Genomic DNA, 16104 nt, shown 5'->3' with positions numbered 1-16104 from the left:
TTGATATGTTTTACGCTAAAAGCTAGCGTCGCTTTCCTAGAGGGTACATACCCGAAAAAACCCGATTTAAACGAGGCTTCTATATTAGTCTATTAACAGCAATATAACAGCTAGTAATGCATTTGCCTTCTAAAAAAACTAACTTTTGTTGATACATATCAAAATCAATTGTAGCACGTTAACATTAATTGTAATTGTTAATTTTAATCTAGGCCATTTGTTATTAAATTGAATAAATTATGTTAATAGGTATTGGAGTATCGTGAACACTTGCAGAAATTCATTCGACACTAAAATATCCAGATGATACGTTTTTATCATAAAGATAAAATAATTACAAAATATGTTTTTTGCAAAATTAAATGCTAATAAATAGCCTGACTAACCAAATAATGATTTGTCATTTGGGCTATATTTTGAATAATTTCGATACGGAAAATGACGTTTTTTTCTTCTTTCTCCATAAAAAATATTTGACATTGACCACAATTTAATTTAACCAATAGGGGGTCAAGCGAATTAAAAAGACAGACAGGAAACTATGCACCACATCAGCCCGAAAAAAATGGTTCTTGCAAACACCACTATAACCATTACTACAACCACGATTACCACCGGAACCATGAGTTGCGGTGCGGGCTGACGCATACACATAAAACGACAATGAGCCCGTATCCCACAAGATACGGGCTTTTTTTTGGACAGAAATCAGGAGAAGAACGTTAATGCGAGTATTGAAATTTGGCGGAACTTCCGTTGCGAATCACCAGCGTGTACTGAGCGTTGCAGATATCGCCGAGAATGAGTTATCCCTTGGGCAAGTTGCCTTAGTGCTCTCTGCACCAGCAAAAATCACAAACCATCTGGTAGCAATGATTGAAAAAACGGTTGCTGGGCAAGATATTGTTTCCAATATGAGCGATGCTACCCAAATCTTTGCTGAACTACTATCAGGATTGAAAGCACAACAACCAGGGTTTGATTATGAACGCCTGAAAGGGCTAGTAGAGCGTGAACTTGCCAACCTTAAACAGACTCTGCACGGCATTTCTTTGTTAAAACAATGCCCAGATAGCATTAATGCATCTCTGATCTGTCGTGGTGAAAAACTGTCGGTTTCCATCATGGAATCCGTGCTACAGGCTCGTGGTCATAAAGTGACTGTCATTGATCCGGTCGAAAACCTTTTGGCGCATGGGCATTGTCTCGAATCCACCGTCGATATCCATGAATCTTCCAAACGCATTGCAGCACTCAACATTCCTGCTGACCACATCATCCTGATGGCTGGTTTCACTGCGGGAAATGAAAATGGCGAATTAGTCGTGTTGGGACGCAACGGCTCTGACTATTCAGCCGCAGTATTGGCAGCATGCCTGCGTGCAGATTGTTGCGAAATCTGGACTGATGTAGACGGTGTCTATACTTGTGACCCAAGGGCGGTGAAAGATGCACGTTTGCTAAAAAGTCTGTCATACCAAGAAGCGATGGAATTGTCTTATTTCGGTGCAAAAGTCCTTCATCCCCGTACTATCGCCCCGATTGCCCAGTTTCAAATCCCTTGCCTGATAAAAAATACGGCCAATCCCGATGTGCCTGGTACTTTTATTGGTGATGCACTCATTGATGGTGGACAAAAAGATCAAGACATGCCGATTAAGGGCATTACCAATCTGAATCATATGGCGATGTTCAACGTTTCCGGTCCTGGAATGAAAGGTATGGTCGGGATGGCGGCACGGATCTTTTCCGTCATGTCACGCAAAGGTATTTCCGTTGTATTAATCACGCAGTCCTCATCAGAATACAGCATCAGCTTCTGTGTACCACAAAAAGAATTGGCAAAAACCCAGAAGGCACTGACAGAAGAATTTTATCTGGAGCTGAAAGATGGTGTGCTTGATCCCATCGACGCTATCGACAATCTTGCCATTATTTCTGTCGTTGGCGATGGTATGCGTACTCAGCCAGGGACTTCTGCCCGCTTTTTTTCCGCATTAACACGCGCCAATATCAACATCATTGCTATTGCGCAAGGCTCTTCCGAACGTTCCATTTCCGCCGTCATTGAAAATGATGCCGCGACTACGGCTGTTCGTCTCTGCCATCAAATGCTGTTTAATACCGCTCAAGTTGTTGAGGTCTTTGTTGTCGGTGTGGGTGGTGTAGGAAGTGCGTTGATCGAGCAAATACGTCGTCAGCAAACCTGGCTCAAACAGAAACATATCGATTTGCGCGTCTGTGGTATTGCCAATTCCCGCGCTTTATTGACTGATGTGCAAGGCATCTGTTTAGATAACTGGCAGCAGGCACTTTCAGAAGCAACTGAGCCTTTTAGCTTGAGTCGTCTGATCCGCCTTGAAAAAGAGTACCATCTCCTGAATCCAGTCATTGTGGACTGTACTTCCAATCAGTCGATTGCGGAACAGTATGCGAGCTTCCTCAGCGATGGCTTTAACGTTGTCACACCAAATAAAAAAGCCAATACTTTATCAATGGCTTATTATCGCCAAATCCGTCAGGCCGCAGAAAAATCGAAACGTAAGTTCCTGTATGACACTAACGTAGGGGCTGGATTGCCGGTTATCGAAAACTTACAAAATCTGCTTAATGCCGGTGATGAATTAGTGCAGTTCAGTGGCATCCTGTCGGGTTCTCTATCCTATATTTTCGGTATGCTGGATGAAGGTATGACGCTGTCACAAGCGACCATGCTAGCCAAAGAGAAAGGCTTTACTGAACCCGATCCACGCGATGATCTCTCTGGCATGGATGTTGCTCGAAAGCTGCTGATTTTAGCGCGCGAGGCGGGTTATGAACTGGAACTAGAAGATATTCATGTCGAACCTGTTTTACCCATATCGTTCGACGCCAGTGGCGAAGTTGACAGTTTCCTGCAACGTTTACCGCAACTGGATCAGGAATTTAGCCAACGTGCGGAACAAGCCACAGAACAAGGGAAAGTCTTGCGTTATGTTGGCTTAATTGAGCAAGGCCGTTGTACAGTGAAAATTGTCTCTGTTGATGGCAATGATCCACTTTATAAAGTCAAGAATGGCGAAAACGCTCTGGCTTTCTACACCCGTTATTATCAACCCATTCCGCTGGTATTGCGTGGTTATGGCGCAGGAAATGATGTAACGGCAGCCGGCGTTTTTGCTGATATATTACGCACTCTGTCATGGAAATTGGGGGTTTAATGGTTATCAGGGTTTATGCGCCTGCCTCTATCGGGAACGTTGGCGTCGGATTTGATGTGCTTGGCGCAGCAGTTTCTCCCATTGATGGCTCGTTACTTGGAGATTGTGTTTCCGTAAGTGAAGCTGAAAGTTTCAGCCTGAATAATAAAGGGCGATTTGTTGGCAAATTACCTGCCGATCCCAAACAAAACATTGTCTACCAATGCTGGCAGCTTTTTTGTCAACGGTTGGGAAAAGAACTGCCCGTTGCCATGACATTAGAGAAAAATATGCCGATCGGTTCAGGATTAGGCTCCAGTGCCTGCTCTGTCGTCGCCGGTTTAGTGGCATTGAATGAATATGCAGACCGACCATTTAACCAACACCAGTTGCTGGACATGATGGGAGAATTAGAAGGGCGTATTTCCGGAGGTGTTCATTATGATAATGTCGCTCCCTGCTATTTGGGTGGATTGCAACTAATATTATCTCAGGAAGAGACCACCTGTCTGCCTGTTCCCACATTTGATGATTGGCTGTGGGTAATGGCTTATCCTGGCATCAAAGTATCGACGGCAGAAGCCCGTGCAATCCTGCCCAATCACTATGCCCGTAAGGACATCATTGAGCATGGACGTCACTTTGCTGGTTTTATCCATGCCTGTCACACTCAGCAATCAGAACTGGCTACCAAATTAATGCAAGATGTTGTGGCAGAACCTTATCGCACACAACTCTTACCAGGATTTGCCAATGCACGTGATGCAGTCAAAACATTAGGAGCGCTGGCGTGCGGCATTTCCGGCTCCGGCCCAACACTTTTTGCAATTTGTAATGAAAAGGCTGTAGCTGAAGAGGTTGCACACTGGCTGCAACAACATTACGTACAGAATGATGAAGGCTTTGTATACATTTGCCGTCTGGATCTCGCAGGCGCACGACAGGTAAAGTAACCATGAAATTATATAACTTAAAAGACAACAGCGAGCAGGTCAGTTTTTCACAGGCGGTAAAACAAGGGTTAGGTAAACAGCAAGGCCTCTTTTTTCCACAGGATTTGCCAGAATTCAGCCGTAATGAAATTAATGAGTTATTGAAATTGGATTTTGTCAGCCGCAGTCAACGCATTCTCTCTGCTTTTATCGGCGATGAAATTCCCGCAGAACAATTGGCAGCCCGCGTGAAAAATGCGTTTGTCTTCCCTGCCCCTGTAGCGATTGTTGAAGATGACATCGCTTCACTGGAGCTTTATCATGGCCCAACACTGGCTTTCAAAGACTTTGGCGGCCGTTTCATGGCACAAATTCTTACCCAGATTGCAGGAGAACAGCCTGTCACTATTTTGACTGCAACATCCGGTGATACCGGTGCCGCAGTTGCCCATGCTTTCTATGGCTTGAATAACGTACAGGTTGTGATCCTTTATCCCGAAGGCAAGATCAGTCCATTGCAGGAAAAACTCTTCTGTACTTTGGGTGGCAATATCCATACGGTTGCTATCAAGGGGGATTTCGATGCTTGTCAGGCATTGGTCAAACAGGCTTTTGATGACGAAGAACTGAAACAGGCTTTACATCTCAACTCAGCTAATTCAATTAATATCAGCCGCCTACTGGCACAAATCTGTTATTACTTTGAAGCCGTGGCGCAGATCCCAGCAGAAAAACGTGAACAATTAGTTATTTCCGTCCCAAGCGGAAATTTTGGTAATTTAACCGCGGGGCTACTGGCAAAATCGCTGGGATTGCCGGTAAAACGTTTTATCGCGGCAACCAATGTTAATGACACCGTTCCTCGTTATTTAGCGGAAGGTAAGTGGCTGCCACATCAGACCATTCCGACACTGTCCAATGCTATGGATGTCAGCCAGCCCAATAACTGGCCGCGCATTGAAGAACTGTTTAAACGCAAAGGCTGGGCACTGAGTGAACTGGCAAACGGCGTTGTGGATGATGCAACCACTCAAAGCACCATGCGCGAACTAGCGGCAAAAGGCTATATTACTGAACCACATGCTGCCGTCGCTTATCGTGTTTTGCGTGATCAATTACAAGAAGGGGAATATGGCTTGTTCCTGGGTACTGCTCATCCAGCCAAATTTAAGGAAAGCGTCGAAGCAACACTCGGCCAACCATTGTCCTTACCACAAGCGTTAGCTGAACGTGCAGATCTGGACGTGTTTTCCCACGTTATGCCCGCGGATTTCTCAACATTGCGTGAATTTTTGATGGAAAAGGCATCGAAATAACGCGTCACTTATCACTCCACCCATTTATAGGTGGAGTGATTCCATACAAGGCCTTATATACTAAAAATTGGTTACAATAAGAAACTAATTCTGTTCAGAACGCTTAAACACCAATTCATCTCCCTTAGAGAGAGATTCATCAAAAGCATACCCTTCCAAATTGAACTCCACCAGTTGTGCTGGATCGGTCAATTGGTTCTGAATAATAAAACGGCTCATCAGGCCACGGGCTTTTTTAGCATAGAAACTAATGACCTTGTATTTGCCATTTTTTTCATCCAGAAAAACAGGTTTGATAATCCTGGCTGCCAGCTTTTTGGTGTTCACCGATTTGAAATATTCATCTGATGCCAGATTGACCAGAACATTATCACCTTGCTGTTCCAATGCTGTATTTAAGTTTTCAGTAATACAATCACCCCAAAACTGATACAGAGCTTTACCGCGTGGATTTTCTAGCTTAATTCCCATTTCCAAACGATAAGGCTGCATCAAGTCGAGAGGACGCAAAACCCCATACAGGCCAGATAGAATTCTTAAATGTGTTTGGGCAAAATCAAAATCGTCAGCAGAAAAAGTTTCAGCTTGCATACCGGTATAAACATCACCTTTAAATGCCAAAATCGCCTGACGGGCATTTTCTGGCGTGAAATTGGGCTGCCATTCTGCAAAACGAGCAGCATTTAGTCCCGCCAACTTATCACTAATGTTCATCAAACTGCCGATTTGCGCGGGTGTTAACGTACGGCAAACCTCGATCAGTTGTTGGGATTCCTCCAGTAATAGCGGCTGACTAAACTTTTCTGTTGCGAGTGGACTTGCATAATCGAGTGTTTTTGCAGGTGAAATAGTAATAAGCATTATTTTTTCCTAATAATCCAGACTTCCCTCACTTTAGCAAAAAAGAATAAAAAGAGGAGAATCTCGGCGATAGAATTTTCCTACCTTACAGCCGCGCTTGACCATGTTATTATCACAAGATGGCGAGGCAACGTTGCCAAAGATTTTACGTATAACGATGAGATATTAAACATGACCGATAAACTGACTTCCCTGCGTAAACTGACAACAGTAGTAGCAGATACCGGGGATATCGAGGCGATGAAACTGTATCAGCCGCAAGATGCGACCACTAACCCTTCCCTGATTTTGAATGCAGCTCAAATTCCAGAATATCGCCAACTGATCGATGAAGCTGTTGAATGGGCGCGTGGTCAAAGCGATTCCCGTGAACAACAAGTTATTGATGCCGGCGATAAATTGGCCGTCAACATTGGTCTGGAAATTCTGAAACTGATCCCTGGCCGTATCTCCACTGAAGTTGATGCACGCCTGTCTTATGACACCGAAGCAAGCGTAGCGAAAGCAAAACGTCTGATCAAACTGTACAACGAAACGGGCATCAGCAACGATCGCATCCTGATCAAACTGGCTTCCACCTGGCAAGGTATCCGTGCTGCGGAACAACTGGAAAAAGAAGGCATCAACTGTAACCTGACTCTGCTGTTCTCCTTTGCCCAAGCACGTGCTTGTGCAGAAGCCGGTGTCTACCTGATTTCTCCATTTGTTGGCCGTATCCTTGACTGGTACAAAGCAAACAGTGGCAAGCAAGAATTCGCACCGCATGAAGATCCAGGTGTGATTTCTGTTTCTGAAATTTATCAGTACTACAAAGAGCACGGTTACAACACGGTTGTTATGGGTGCAAGTTTCCGTAACTCAGGTGAAATTCTGGAACTGGCAGGCTGTGACCGCCTGACAATCTCTCCAGCACTGCTGAAAGAACTGTCTGAGACAGAAGGTGAAGTTGAGCGCAAACTGGGTTACGAAGGCAAAACCAAAGAACGTCCAGCGCCAATGACTGAAGCTGAGTTCTACTGGAACCACCACCAAGATGCAATGGCAACTGAAAAACTGGCAGAAGGTATCCGTAAGTTTGCAGTAGACCAAGGCAAACTTGAGAGCATGATTGCTGATCTGCTGTAATCTCAAGCGATACGCTATTTTTTCTTGTACAAAGGCGACTCATGGGGCGCCTTGAAGCACTGACAAACTCCATTCAAAATTAATGGGGTTTGTTTTTTTGCCTTGCCATCAAACCGATTTGATCTTACCCCTATTTGACATTTTGCCCCTCTGCTCGTTCCACACTCCCTAAAGATAAGTTGTTCAAAGAACATCATTAGTGCATAATGATAATAGTTATTATTATCAACAAATGTAGTAATCTTATGAATAACCCACACTTTTTTATAACTCTTTTTGCAGTCAGCCCGCTTTACTCTTTCGCTGCGAATGAATCAACTACTGAGCATTCAAGCGATACTATATATGTTTATTCTTCATTAGACTTAAAGAAGAATAATGAAGTATTACTAGATAGTCAGGAATTAAATAAACAAATAATCATTAATCCTGCTGATATATTTAAAAGTACATCGGGAGTTCTATCTGGTGAGTCTAGATCATCAGGAGCAATAGATGTCAATATTCGAGGTTTACAAGGTCAAGGAAGAATTTCTACTAGTGTGGATGATACTATAAATCAAACAGCCTTATATCGAGGCTATCAAGGTGTATCTAACCGTACTTATATTGATCCAGACTTCATCGGTGAAGTAGATATAAAAAAAGGATTTTATGGCGGTTCTGGTATTACAGGGATAGGTGGTACTGTAAATATGAAAACAATATCTCCTGCTGATATATTAATTCCAGGTAATAACTTTGGTATACGCCTAAAAGGTAGTATTTTAAGTAACCACTCAAACTATAATAATTACACATGGAATGATGAACCGTCTCCAAAAAAAGAAAACATATTTAATGGAAAAAATAACACTGGAAGTGTGGTGGTTGCTTATGCAGATGAAAATTTCGAGCTTTTAGCTGGGGTATCAAAACGTATCAGAGGGAATTATCATTCAGGGAAAAAAGGATTTGGTACCAATAATTATACACGACCAGGGTATTTATGTCCGGATGAGTATTATGATGATAACGACGATATAGCTCCTTGCCCCGTAACAGCCGAAACTGTCCAAGATGCTGGTTATACCATTTATCCTAAAGGTGCAGCAGTACCTAATACATCAGAGAATACACGTTCTTATTTATTAAAAACCAGTGCATGGATTAATGATGAGCACAGAGTTAGTGCTGTTTACAGCCTATATGATAGTACTTTTGGTGAAACATATGTTGCAGATACAACAACTATAGATAAAGGAACTACAGTCTCAGTATCACAAGGACCAAATGCTTACGTTCGTTTAGCAAGATATAAACTTGGTTATGATTGGAAATCAAATAACCCGTTAATTGATATTAACTTTTCTCTATGGCATTTAGATTTAAAAGACAGACCTAAAACATCCCAAAATACATTAGGTGATGAAAAGAAATCTGATACATGGGGGGTTAATCTTTCCAATAACTTAGAATTTGACATGTATAATAAACCAACAAATGTACTTCTGGGAGGGAGTTATCTTACCGAAAAAACGGGACCAGCCAAAGGTTTTTGGTCTCAGCATCCTCACCAGCGGGAAGGAACAAGACAAGAATACCGTATTTTTGTTAATGGGAAGTATGAATTAACCAGTAAAATCAATTTATTATCTTCTCTTGAGCATAAAAGTTATTCATTAAAAGATAAAGGTGATATCCCATCAATACCTAAAGATGGAACGGCTTATGGATATAGTTTTGGAGTTGAATATAGGCCAATAAAACAAATAATGCTCTATAGTCGTTATTCTCAAAGTCCAAGATTTCCTTCATTAGTTGAAGGGACAAATGGCTTTTTTATGAAAGCAGATAATAACCTACAGCATGAAACTATGAAAAATATTGAAATAGGATCTGCGTTTGGCTTTGAAAATTTAATAGCAAATGATGAGTTAAAATTGAGCATCGGTTATTTTAACTCTAATATTGATAATTATATTAGTCGTAGCTGGCAATGGGATAAATTTTCAATGCATATTGATAATATCAATAAAGCAAAATTTGAAGGGGTTGAACTGGAGACAAGCTATAAGATTAAGGATTTTACAGTAAAAGCATCAGCAAATTACTATATAGATATTGAGTTTTGTAAGAAAGAAAAAGGATGTGTTAATGAGAACCTTCCATCTGATTATGCAACAAACCACATTCCACCTAAAAAAAGCTATTCATTAGATATAAATCAAGGGTTCCTTAACAACAAATTGTCTATTGGTGGACGAATATCGTACTTTGATAAAAGAGCAATACCAACCGCTAGGATTGGACGAGGTTCTGCTCCATTGTTAGCACCTGTCGATTATAAACCGGCAACAATTGTTGATTTTAGAAGTTCATTAATGATAAATAAAAACATAATAGCAGATTTTACTGTGGATAATGTTTTTGACAGATATTATATACAACCAATTAATGTGGGTTACATTCCTTCTCCTGGTCGTACATTCAGGTTAGGTGTAACAGCGACTTTTTGATCAAAAAAAGTTGCTTAAATAACCCGAACTCTGCTTAAGAAAGGAAACTCAGTGCCTGAGGAACGATCAAAGTTTTTGTTAAAGAAAACAGAATAGTAGAATTCCTCAGGCTATGATTAAAGCAGTGCAGTGTGATTTTATAGCTTTAAGCTTCATCTGCTTTCCCACACCTTTATCTGTACCAGAAGATGGATGTGGACGATGAAATTTTCCACAATACCAAGGTGAATAGTAGAAATATTATTACGCTGCAACGAAGTTGGGGGCATGTTACCATCTATTTAGCTATAACTTATATTCAATAAATTTCAAGTTGCAGCCAACAAATTTTATTATTTTGCCTATTTTTTATAATTAATTGAGGTTTGTATGAATGTATTGCGCATTGGCCTCGTGTCTGTTTCTGATCGTGCGTCAAATGGCGTTTATCAGGATAAAGGGCTACCCGCACTGGAAGCATGGCTGAAAAAAGCGATTACCACACCTTTTAGCGTAGAAACCCACCTGATCCCTGATGAGAAAATCCTGATTGAACAAACATTGTGTGAATTGGTCGATGAATTGGGATGCCACCTGGTACTAACCACTGGAGGGACAGGCCCCGCACGTCGCGATGTAACGCCGGATGCAACGCTGGCAATTGCTGATCGTGAAATGCCAGGATTTGGGGAACAAATGCGCCAAATCAGCCTTCAGTTTGTACCAACAGCCATTCTGTCCCGACAAGTCGGCGTGATCCGCAATCAAGCGCTAATTCTAAACCTTCCTGGACAACCGAAAGCCATCGCAGAAACACTAGAAGGATTAAAAAACGAAGATGGCAAGGTGTTGGTAGCGGGAATTTTCGCCAGTGTTCCCTACTGCATCCAATTGCTGGATGGCCCTTATGTAGAAACAGATGAAAGCGTTGTAGCCGCATTCAGGCCAAAAAGTGCACGTCGTTAAAAATCCATATGTTGCTTGTTGCTATGAATAATTGAAGGCCATAAAGGTTCTGAACAGACTCAGAACCTTATGAATCAAAAATAGAATCATTCACTCAAACTACTGCCATTGGTTGCAATCACTTGTCTATAAACCAAGGGGATCTATCTGCCAACCCCATTCTGAACTGGGTAAATAACAATAAAACAGCGAGTCACTGGCTGCATACCAGATACGATAAGTACCGCTATCAAGCGTTAGCCAATGAAATGCAATGGCAACTGCAAGCAAGCCTTTTAAAATCCCTGAAGCTGCCATTACTCCTAAAAATGGGGTAAAGATACCCGAAATAATATCGATAAAATGGTTAAATAAATTATCTCGCTTGCCTGTTGGATTTGTCATTAAGGATGTTTCATCAGGAGGTGCCAACACTTGCTGAATAACCTGATATACCTCTTTGACTTGATTACCAATCACAACCTGAAATTACCCTCCACTTTCGACAACCGTAATGATATCAGGATGGGCTTTTAGTTTATTGATATCTCTCTATACCGTGGAGAAAGCCGATGCCAGATTTTTCCTATCTAAGCAGTAACAATCAATTTCTGATTTTATTTACTTTTAATGCTGGCTCAATTTTTAATCAAAAGAAATGTGATTGTGATCGCTAGATATTTAATTTGTATTATTTTTATCGACGGAATATATATTTTTATTTTCATATATTTTTTTCTTATTATTGATTTGTTTCTTCACTGTTATTTTTGACAAATTGCATTTGACATAAAAACAATAAATTGTTTAATTGAATAATATTTTATGTCTTAGTCAACAACTCTGGAGTTCACTATGTCTATCTCAAATGTCACTCAATCAAGTGTCCCTATAGCAGTCTATCTCCTTGGCTTAAGTTTGTTTGCAATGGGAAGCTCTGAATTTTTAATTTCGGGCGTGTTACCTAAGATTGCCGAAGACTTACAGGTTTCTTTACCATCCGCAGGTATGTTGATTTCAGCCTTTGCCATTGGTGTTTTGTTGGGAGCACCACCGTTGGCTGTGGCAACTCTGCGCTGGCCGAAACGTGCAACTTTGTTGATAAGTCAAGCATTATTTGTTGCAGCTACTGCCATTGGGATGCTTGTAACGGACTATTGGTCATTATTGGTTGCACGTATTGTGAGCGGTGTAGCTTACGCTGGATTTTGGGCGGTTGCTGCAACGACAGCCGTTAATTTAGTGACTCAGGATCGTACTGCTAGGGCATTATCCATTGTGGTGAGTGGACTAAGCTTGGCAATGGTTGTCGGAGGGCCATTGGGAACTATGATCAGTGATATCGCTGGTTGGCGTGCAGGTTTTTGGGCCGTTGCAGTAGCAACTTCAATTACAGCATTTGCTTTGTGGTTTATGCTGCCTAACATGCAAAGCAAGGGACAGAAACTTACATTACATACTGAACTAAGAGTCATGGCTAAACCCAAATTGTGGATTGCTTATGGCACTACCATATTGACAACGGCAGCTTACATGGCGACATTTAGCTACTTAGGTGCATTGCTTATTGATACGAGTCAATTAACTGTTGCTTGGTTGCCCGCAGTGCTCTCTCTTTTTGGTATCGGGGCTTTTATTGGATTAACTATTGGTGGGAGAACAGCCGATAAATATCCATTCAAAACTCTGGTTATTGGAACACTTGGCGTAATTGCTATCTCTCTTGCATTGGCTTTTTGGGCAGAAAATTTGATGGCGACAATTTATTTGGTATTTCTACTTGGTATATTTGGCTTTGTTGTTAACCCTGCGGTGATGAATAGGGTTTACACAATCGCAGCAGATGCCCCAACACTAGCCGGAGCAACCAATGTATCTGCTTTCCAACTTGGGATTACATTAGCTCCCTTATTTGGTGGATTAGCTATAAAGGCAGGCTATGGATTACCTTCTGTGGGTTGGGTTGGAGCACTACTAGCAATAATCGCTCTTATTCCAATCCTGATGGATACATATTTTCATAATAAGAAATATTAGGTTTAATTTAACTCATACCCTGATTATCACTTTTACAGCCGATATCTCTTGATTGTTAGCCAAGTATGCTGTTGTGAGTTTGTTACCGTAACCTGAACTTAAATTTTATCCAATTGAGTTCGTACCTAAGAGTAAACTACAACAGCATATTCTTTATCACTTTAGGTAGTTTTCACGCTCAATAAATGTACCTATTACTTTGTCGTGCATCTCTTCCGATTTAGAATAACCTATTGTTTTTCTATTCAGTCTTTTATCCGATTTGTTTTAGTATTGGCTTACGTTTTCTTTTCTGCGGTAAAATCAGACGCTTCCCACTTGCTCGCAATGCCTTCATTTTAAGATGACTTCATTGCAATTCTGACAGTGACTGCTCCCCGCCCTATCGGGCGAGGCTTCCCACTTCACAGGCCGCTGCTTGTGCGTGACAAGTCTGACGCTGGCCTCCATGGGCAGAGACGACGAGACCCGCCGCCTGTAATTCAAATAAACCTTGCTGCTTAATATTTAACGCCGCATTGATATCCCTGTCATGCGCCGTCTGGCAGGCTGGACATATCCAGTCCCGCTGGCTTAACGGCATGTCGGCTTCTTTGTGACCACAACGGTGACAGGTTTTCGAACTTGCATACCACTGGTCCAGCCTGACCAGATGTTTTCCCGCTTCTTTGGCTTTATATTCGAGCTTCGTGACAAAGCTGTGCCAGCCCGCATCCGCTATATGGCGCGCGAGCCTGCGGTTTTTGAGCATATTGCTCGTTTTCAGTGTCTCGACTATCACTGCTTGGTTTTCGTCAATGAGTTGTCGGGACAATTTGTGCTGGAAATCCCCGCGGCCATTCGCCACTTTTTCATGGCTTTTGGCTACCTGTAAACGCGCTTTATTCCGATTTTTACTGCCTTTTCGTTTTCGTGAAAGCGCTTTCTGCTTGCGCCGTAAGTTCTTACTGGCTCGGATTGAATAGCGCGGATTGGCCTGTTTCCTGCCATCAGAACGGATAAGGAAATGGGTTAACCCAAGGTCACATCCGGTGCTTTTATCTGCATCAATCACATCAGGAGGAACGGGGGTTTCTTTGCCATCATCACAAAGCATTGAAGCAAAATATTTTCCCGTTGGCGTTCGCGACAGAGTAATGCTTTTCACTTCACCCTGGATTTCTCGGTGGATACGGGCTTCTATCGGCGCCAGCTTGGGAATTTTTATGGCATTATTCAATACTTTCACGCCCACACAGTGATAACTGGATTGTTTGCCATGCTTGCGTTTAAATGCCGGAAATCTGGCGCGGCGTTTTGGATTAAAAAAGTTATCAAAGGCCGTATTTAAATTGATGACAGCCTGCTGTAACGCAATGGAATCATACGCTTTGAGCCACGCGTATTTTCGTGATTTCTTCGCGGTTGCCAGCAATGGCTTAAGGTCTTTACGGGGGTTTAAACTCACCCCATGATACTTATAAATGTGTTTTTTTATGTGCAGAGCCTTGTTATACGCAAAACGCACCGCACCGAACTGGGCATTAAGATATTCAGCCTGTTCGGGAGTGGGATAAATGCGGACTTTTGTGGCCCTTAACATCATCAGCGCTCATTGATATATTTCAACTATCGTAACACGTGACAGGAATCTTTCAATTGAGTATACACAATGAATCGTTCGCAGGTTTTCGCCGAAAACTCTTCGATAGACGCATGATTGAACAACTACGAGAGACTTTTACTTCAGCAGCAACAAAACTCGAATGCGACATGATTGTGTTGCGGCCATAGCCATTAATCCTGCCAAACCTACAGTTGGACCGAGTTCCATGGCAGTATTCATGACCCCACCAGCCAGACCCGCCTGATGCTGTGGAACATTCATTGTGGAAAGTACCGCAGAGCCTGAAAAAGCCAGTGAAATGCCTATTGCGACGAGAACCAGACTGGGCAGTAATCCCACTATGTAAGTTGTGTTTTTGTCAAGACCAATCAACAATCCAAGCCCAATAGCAGCGATAAATAATCCCAGGCTTGTCACCCGTGTTGCACCTATGCGACCAATTAAAGGTGTTGTCATTTGTCCTGTCACGATGAGAGCAACTGCGAACGGCAGGAATGCGCCGGCTGTCATGAGCGGTGTCCATCCCAGCTCTTGTTGTAAGTAGAGGGATAAAACAAAGTTGACAACCCCTGAGCCTACGGCAGCCAGAAACATGCCAAATAGTCCCGTGATCCGATACCGCTCGAAAATAAACCCAGGGGGAAGGAGTGGATCACGGACGAAACGTTCGAGTACATTAAAGGCAACTAATGAGCCAAGACCGATCAGTAGTGGGAGCAATACCACTGACGATGTCCACGGATGATCGCCAGTTAATATCAAACCATAACTACTTAAGGAAATACCAAGCGTAGCAAATATTGCACCAATCAGATCTAATTTAGACCGACGCTGATGAGACTCATCAATTCCGGCTGGAAGTAGACTGTGAGTGCTGAGCAAGCCTATGACTGAAACAAGGACAGGAACAGCAAACATCCATCGCCAGGAAACCCACGTTGTTACTACACCAGAGATGATAAATCCTAAGACGGCACCCAAAACGGAAACACCTCCCCATGTGGTCATTGCTCTGGCAAAGGCATTGGATTCCGGGAATAAGGCACGCAGCACAGCCATTGCAGCCGGTGCTGTTAAGGCTCCACCTATCCCTTGAGTAAATCGCATGGCAACAAGCATTTCGAAAGTGGGAGAAAAGCCAGCAATCACAGAAGATATACCGAAGATGAATAAACCAATGGCAAACATTCGTCGCCCCTGAAACCTATCGGCCAACCGTCCTCCAAACAAGAGTAAGCCACTGAATGGGAGGCCGTAAGCAGCAAGAACAAGAAGCAGATCAGCAGATGTGAGGTTGAATTCTAACGCGATTTTTGGAAGTGGAACGGTAACAATTGCAATCGTGAAAATGAGAATACATTGTACGATTGCTAGAACCATAAATGCCAGACGCTGATTTGAATGAGATTTTATCTGTGATTTATCGTTACTTATAGAGGATATGTTGTTAGACGACATTATAAAAACTCCTGTTCTATAAAAGCGGCATGAGGCACATGCTTTTTATTAAAGCATTCAATATAATTATTTATTCATAACTGAATACCACCTCCTGCGGAGGTGGTCATCGACAGATTGGCTCTGCCAGTAAGGCTACTCATGGGAAAATCCGAACTGTTATCCCCA

The 16104-nt window shown here is 42.4% G+C and carries 11 protein-coding genes, 1 pseudogene and 1 other annotated feature; of the genes and pseudogenes, 7 read left to right on the top strand and 5 right to left on the bottom strand.

Translation table 11 applies throughout. The features are described 5' to 3' along the window. Window positions 1-584 precede the first annotated feature (584 nt). Window positions 585-700, top strand: a sequence feature (Thr leader region). 25 nt (window positions 701-725) lie between these two features. From thrA to thrC, 3 genes are read left to right on the top strand one after another with little or no spacing between them, the layout of a single operon-like run. After that, entirely contained in the window at window positions 726-3200 is a 2475-nt protein-coding gene (thrA, locus tag Xentx_RS15200; protein WP_074021195.1) for a bifunctional aspartate kinase/homoserine dehydrogenase I, read from the top strand. Further along, window positions 3182-4132, top strand: a complete 951-nt coding sequence (gene thrB, locus Xentx_RS15195; protein WP_074021193.1) for a homoserine kinase — start codon at window positions 3182-3184, stop codon at window positions 4130-4132. The genes thrA and thrB overlap by 19 nt, the downstream gene beginning before the upstream one ends. Before the next feature lie 2 nt (window positions 4133-4134). Continuing rightward, entirely contained in the window at window positions 4135-5427 is a 1293-nt protein-coding gene (gene thrC, locus Xentx_RS15190) for a threonine synthase (RefSeq protein WP_074021191.1), read from the top strand. 84 nt (window positions 5428-5511) lie between these two features. Here the strand turns inward: thrC and yaaA are convergent, their stop codons facing one another. Further along, complete coding sequence (gene yaaA, locus Xentx_RS15185) at window positions 5512-6288, bottom strand: peroxide stress protein YaaA (RefSeq protein ID WP_074021190.1); 777 nt, start codon at window positions 6286-6288, stop codon at window positions 5512-5514. Window positions 6289-6459: 171 nt separating this feature from the next. Between yaaA and tal the strand changes: the two genes are divergently transcribed. From tal to mog, 3 genes are all read left to right on the top strand, one after another. Then, entirely contained in the window at window positions 6460-7413 is a 954-nt protein-coding gene (gene tal / locus Xentx_RS15180) for a transaldolase (RefSeq protein WP_074021188.1), read from the top strand. Window positions 7414-7658: 245 nt separating this feature from the next. Then, entirely contained in the window at window positions 7659-9911 is a 2253-nt protein-coding gene (locus Xentx_RS15175) for a TonB-dependent receptor domain-containing protein (RefSeq protein ID WP_074021187.1), read from the top strand. 369 nt (window positions 9912-10280) lie between these two features. Beyond that, complete coding sequence (gene mog / locus Xentx_RS15170; RefSeq protein WP_074021185.1) at window positions 10281-10856, top strand: molybdopterin adenylyltransferase; 576 nt, start codon at window positions 10281-10283, stop codon at window positions 10854-10856. Between the two features lie 126 nt (window positions 10857-10982). Here the strand turns inward: mog and Xentx_RS15165 are convergent, their stop codons facing one another. After that, window positions 10983-11315, bottom strand: a complete 333-nt coding sequence (locus tag Xentx_RS15165) for a hypothetical protein (RefSeq protein ID WP_074021182.1) — start codon at window positions 11313-11315, stop codon at window positions 10983-10985. A gap of 375 nt (window positions 11316-11690) precedes the next feature. On the opposite strand from Xentx_RS15165, the gene Xentx_RS15160 reads away from it, so the two are divergent. Continuing rightward, window positions 11691-12872 carry a Cmx/CmrA family chloramphenicol efflux MFS transporter gene (locus Xentx_RS15160; RefSeq protein ID WP_074021180.1) on the top strand — a complete coding sequence of 394 codons (1182 nt, stop codon included), beginning with the start codon at window positions 11691-11693 and terminating at the stop codon, window positions 12870-12872. Window positions 12873-13028: 156 nt separating this feature from the next. On the opposite strand, the pseudogene Xentx_RS15155 reads toward Xentx_RS15160, so the two are convergent. From Xentx_RS15155 to Xentx_RS15145, 3 genes and pseudogenes are all read right to left on the bottom strand, one after another. Further along, window positions 13029-13127 (bottom strand): annotated as a pseudogene (locus Xentx_RS15155) (IS1 family transposase); the annotation flags it as partial. A 127-nt stretch (window positions 13128-13254) separates the two neighbouring features. Further along, a complete protein-coding gene (locus tag Xentx_RS15150) occupies window positions 13255-14454 on the bottom strand; it encodes an RNA-guided endonuclease TnpB family protein (RefSeq protein ID WP_074021245.1) in 1200 nt (399 codons plus the stop codon). A 138-nt stretch (window positions 14455-14592) separates the two neighbouring features. Then, window positions 14593-15936, bottom strand: a complete 1344-nt coding sequence (locus Xentx_RS15145; RefSeq protein ID WP_083601015.1) for an MFS transporter — start codon at window positions 15934-15936, stop codon at window positions 14593-14595. Window positions 15937-16104 lie beyond the last annotated feature (168 nt).

Source organism: Xenorhabdus thuongxuanensis (assembly GCF_001908095.1).
Classification (GTDB): domain Bacteria; phylum Pseudomonadota; class Gammaproteobacteria; order Enterobacterales; family Enterobacteriaceae; genus Xenorhabdus; species Xenorhabdus thuongxuanensis.
The sequence above is the reverse complement of the archived record's forward strand: the minus strand, read 5'-3'. Positions and strand labels throughout refer to the sequence as shown.

Coding starts and splice junctions, on each gene's coding strand:
- thrA (WP_074021195.1), top strand. CDS start 726: ATGCGAGTATTGAAATTTGGCGGAACTTCCGTTGCGAATCACCAGCGT.
- Xentx_RS15175 (WP_074021187.1), top strand. CDS start 7,659: ATGAATAACCCACACTTTTTTATAACTCTTTTTGCAGTCAGCCCGCTT.
- tal (WP_074021188.1), top strand. CDS start 6,460: ATGACCGATAAACTGACTTCCCTGCGTAAACTGACAACAGTAGTAGCA.
- Xentx_RS15150 (WP_074021245.1), bottom strand. CDS start 14,454: ATGTTAAGGGCCACAAAAGTCCGCATTTATCCCACTCCCGAACAGGCT.
- Xentx_RS15160 (WP_074021180.1), top strand. CDS start 11,691: ATGTCTATCTCAAATGTCACTCAATCAAGTGTCCCTATAGCAGTCTAT.
- mog (WP_074021185.1), top strand. CDS start 10,281: ATGAATGTATTGCGCATTGGCCTCGTGTCTGTTTCTGATCGTGCGTCA.
- thrB (WP_074021193.1), top strand. CDS start 3,182: ATGGAAATTGGGGGTTTAATGGTTATCAGGGTTTATGCGCCTGCCTCT.
- yaaA (WP_074021190.1), bottom strand. CDS start 6,288: ATGCTTATTACTATTTCACCTGCAAAAACACTCGATTATGCAAGTCCA.
- Xentx_RS15145 (WP_083601015.1), bottom strand. CDS start 15,936: ATGTCGTCTAACAACATATCCTCTATAAGTAACGATAAATCACAGATA.
- thrC (WP_074021191.1), top strand. CDS start 4,135: ATGAAATTATATAACTTAAAAGACAACAGCGAGCAGGTCAGTTTTTCA.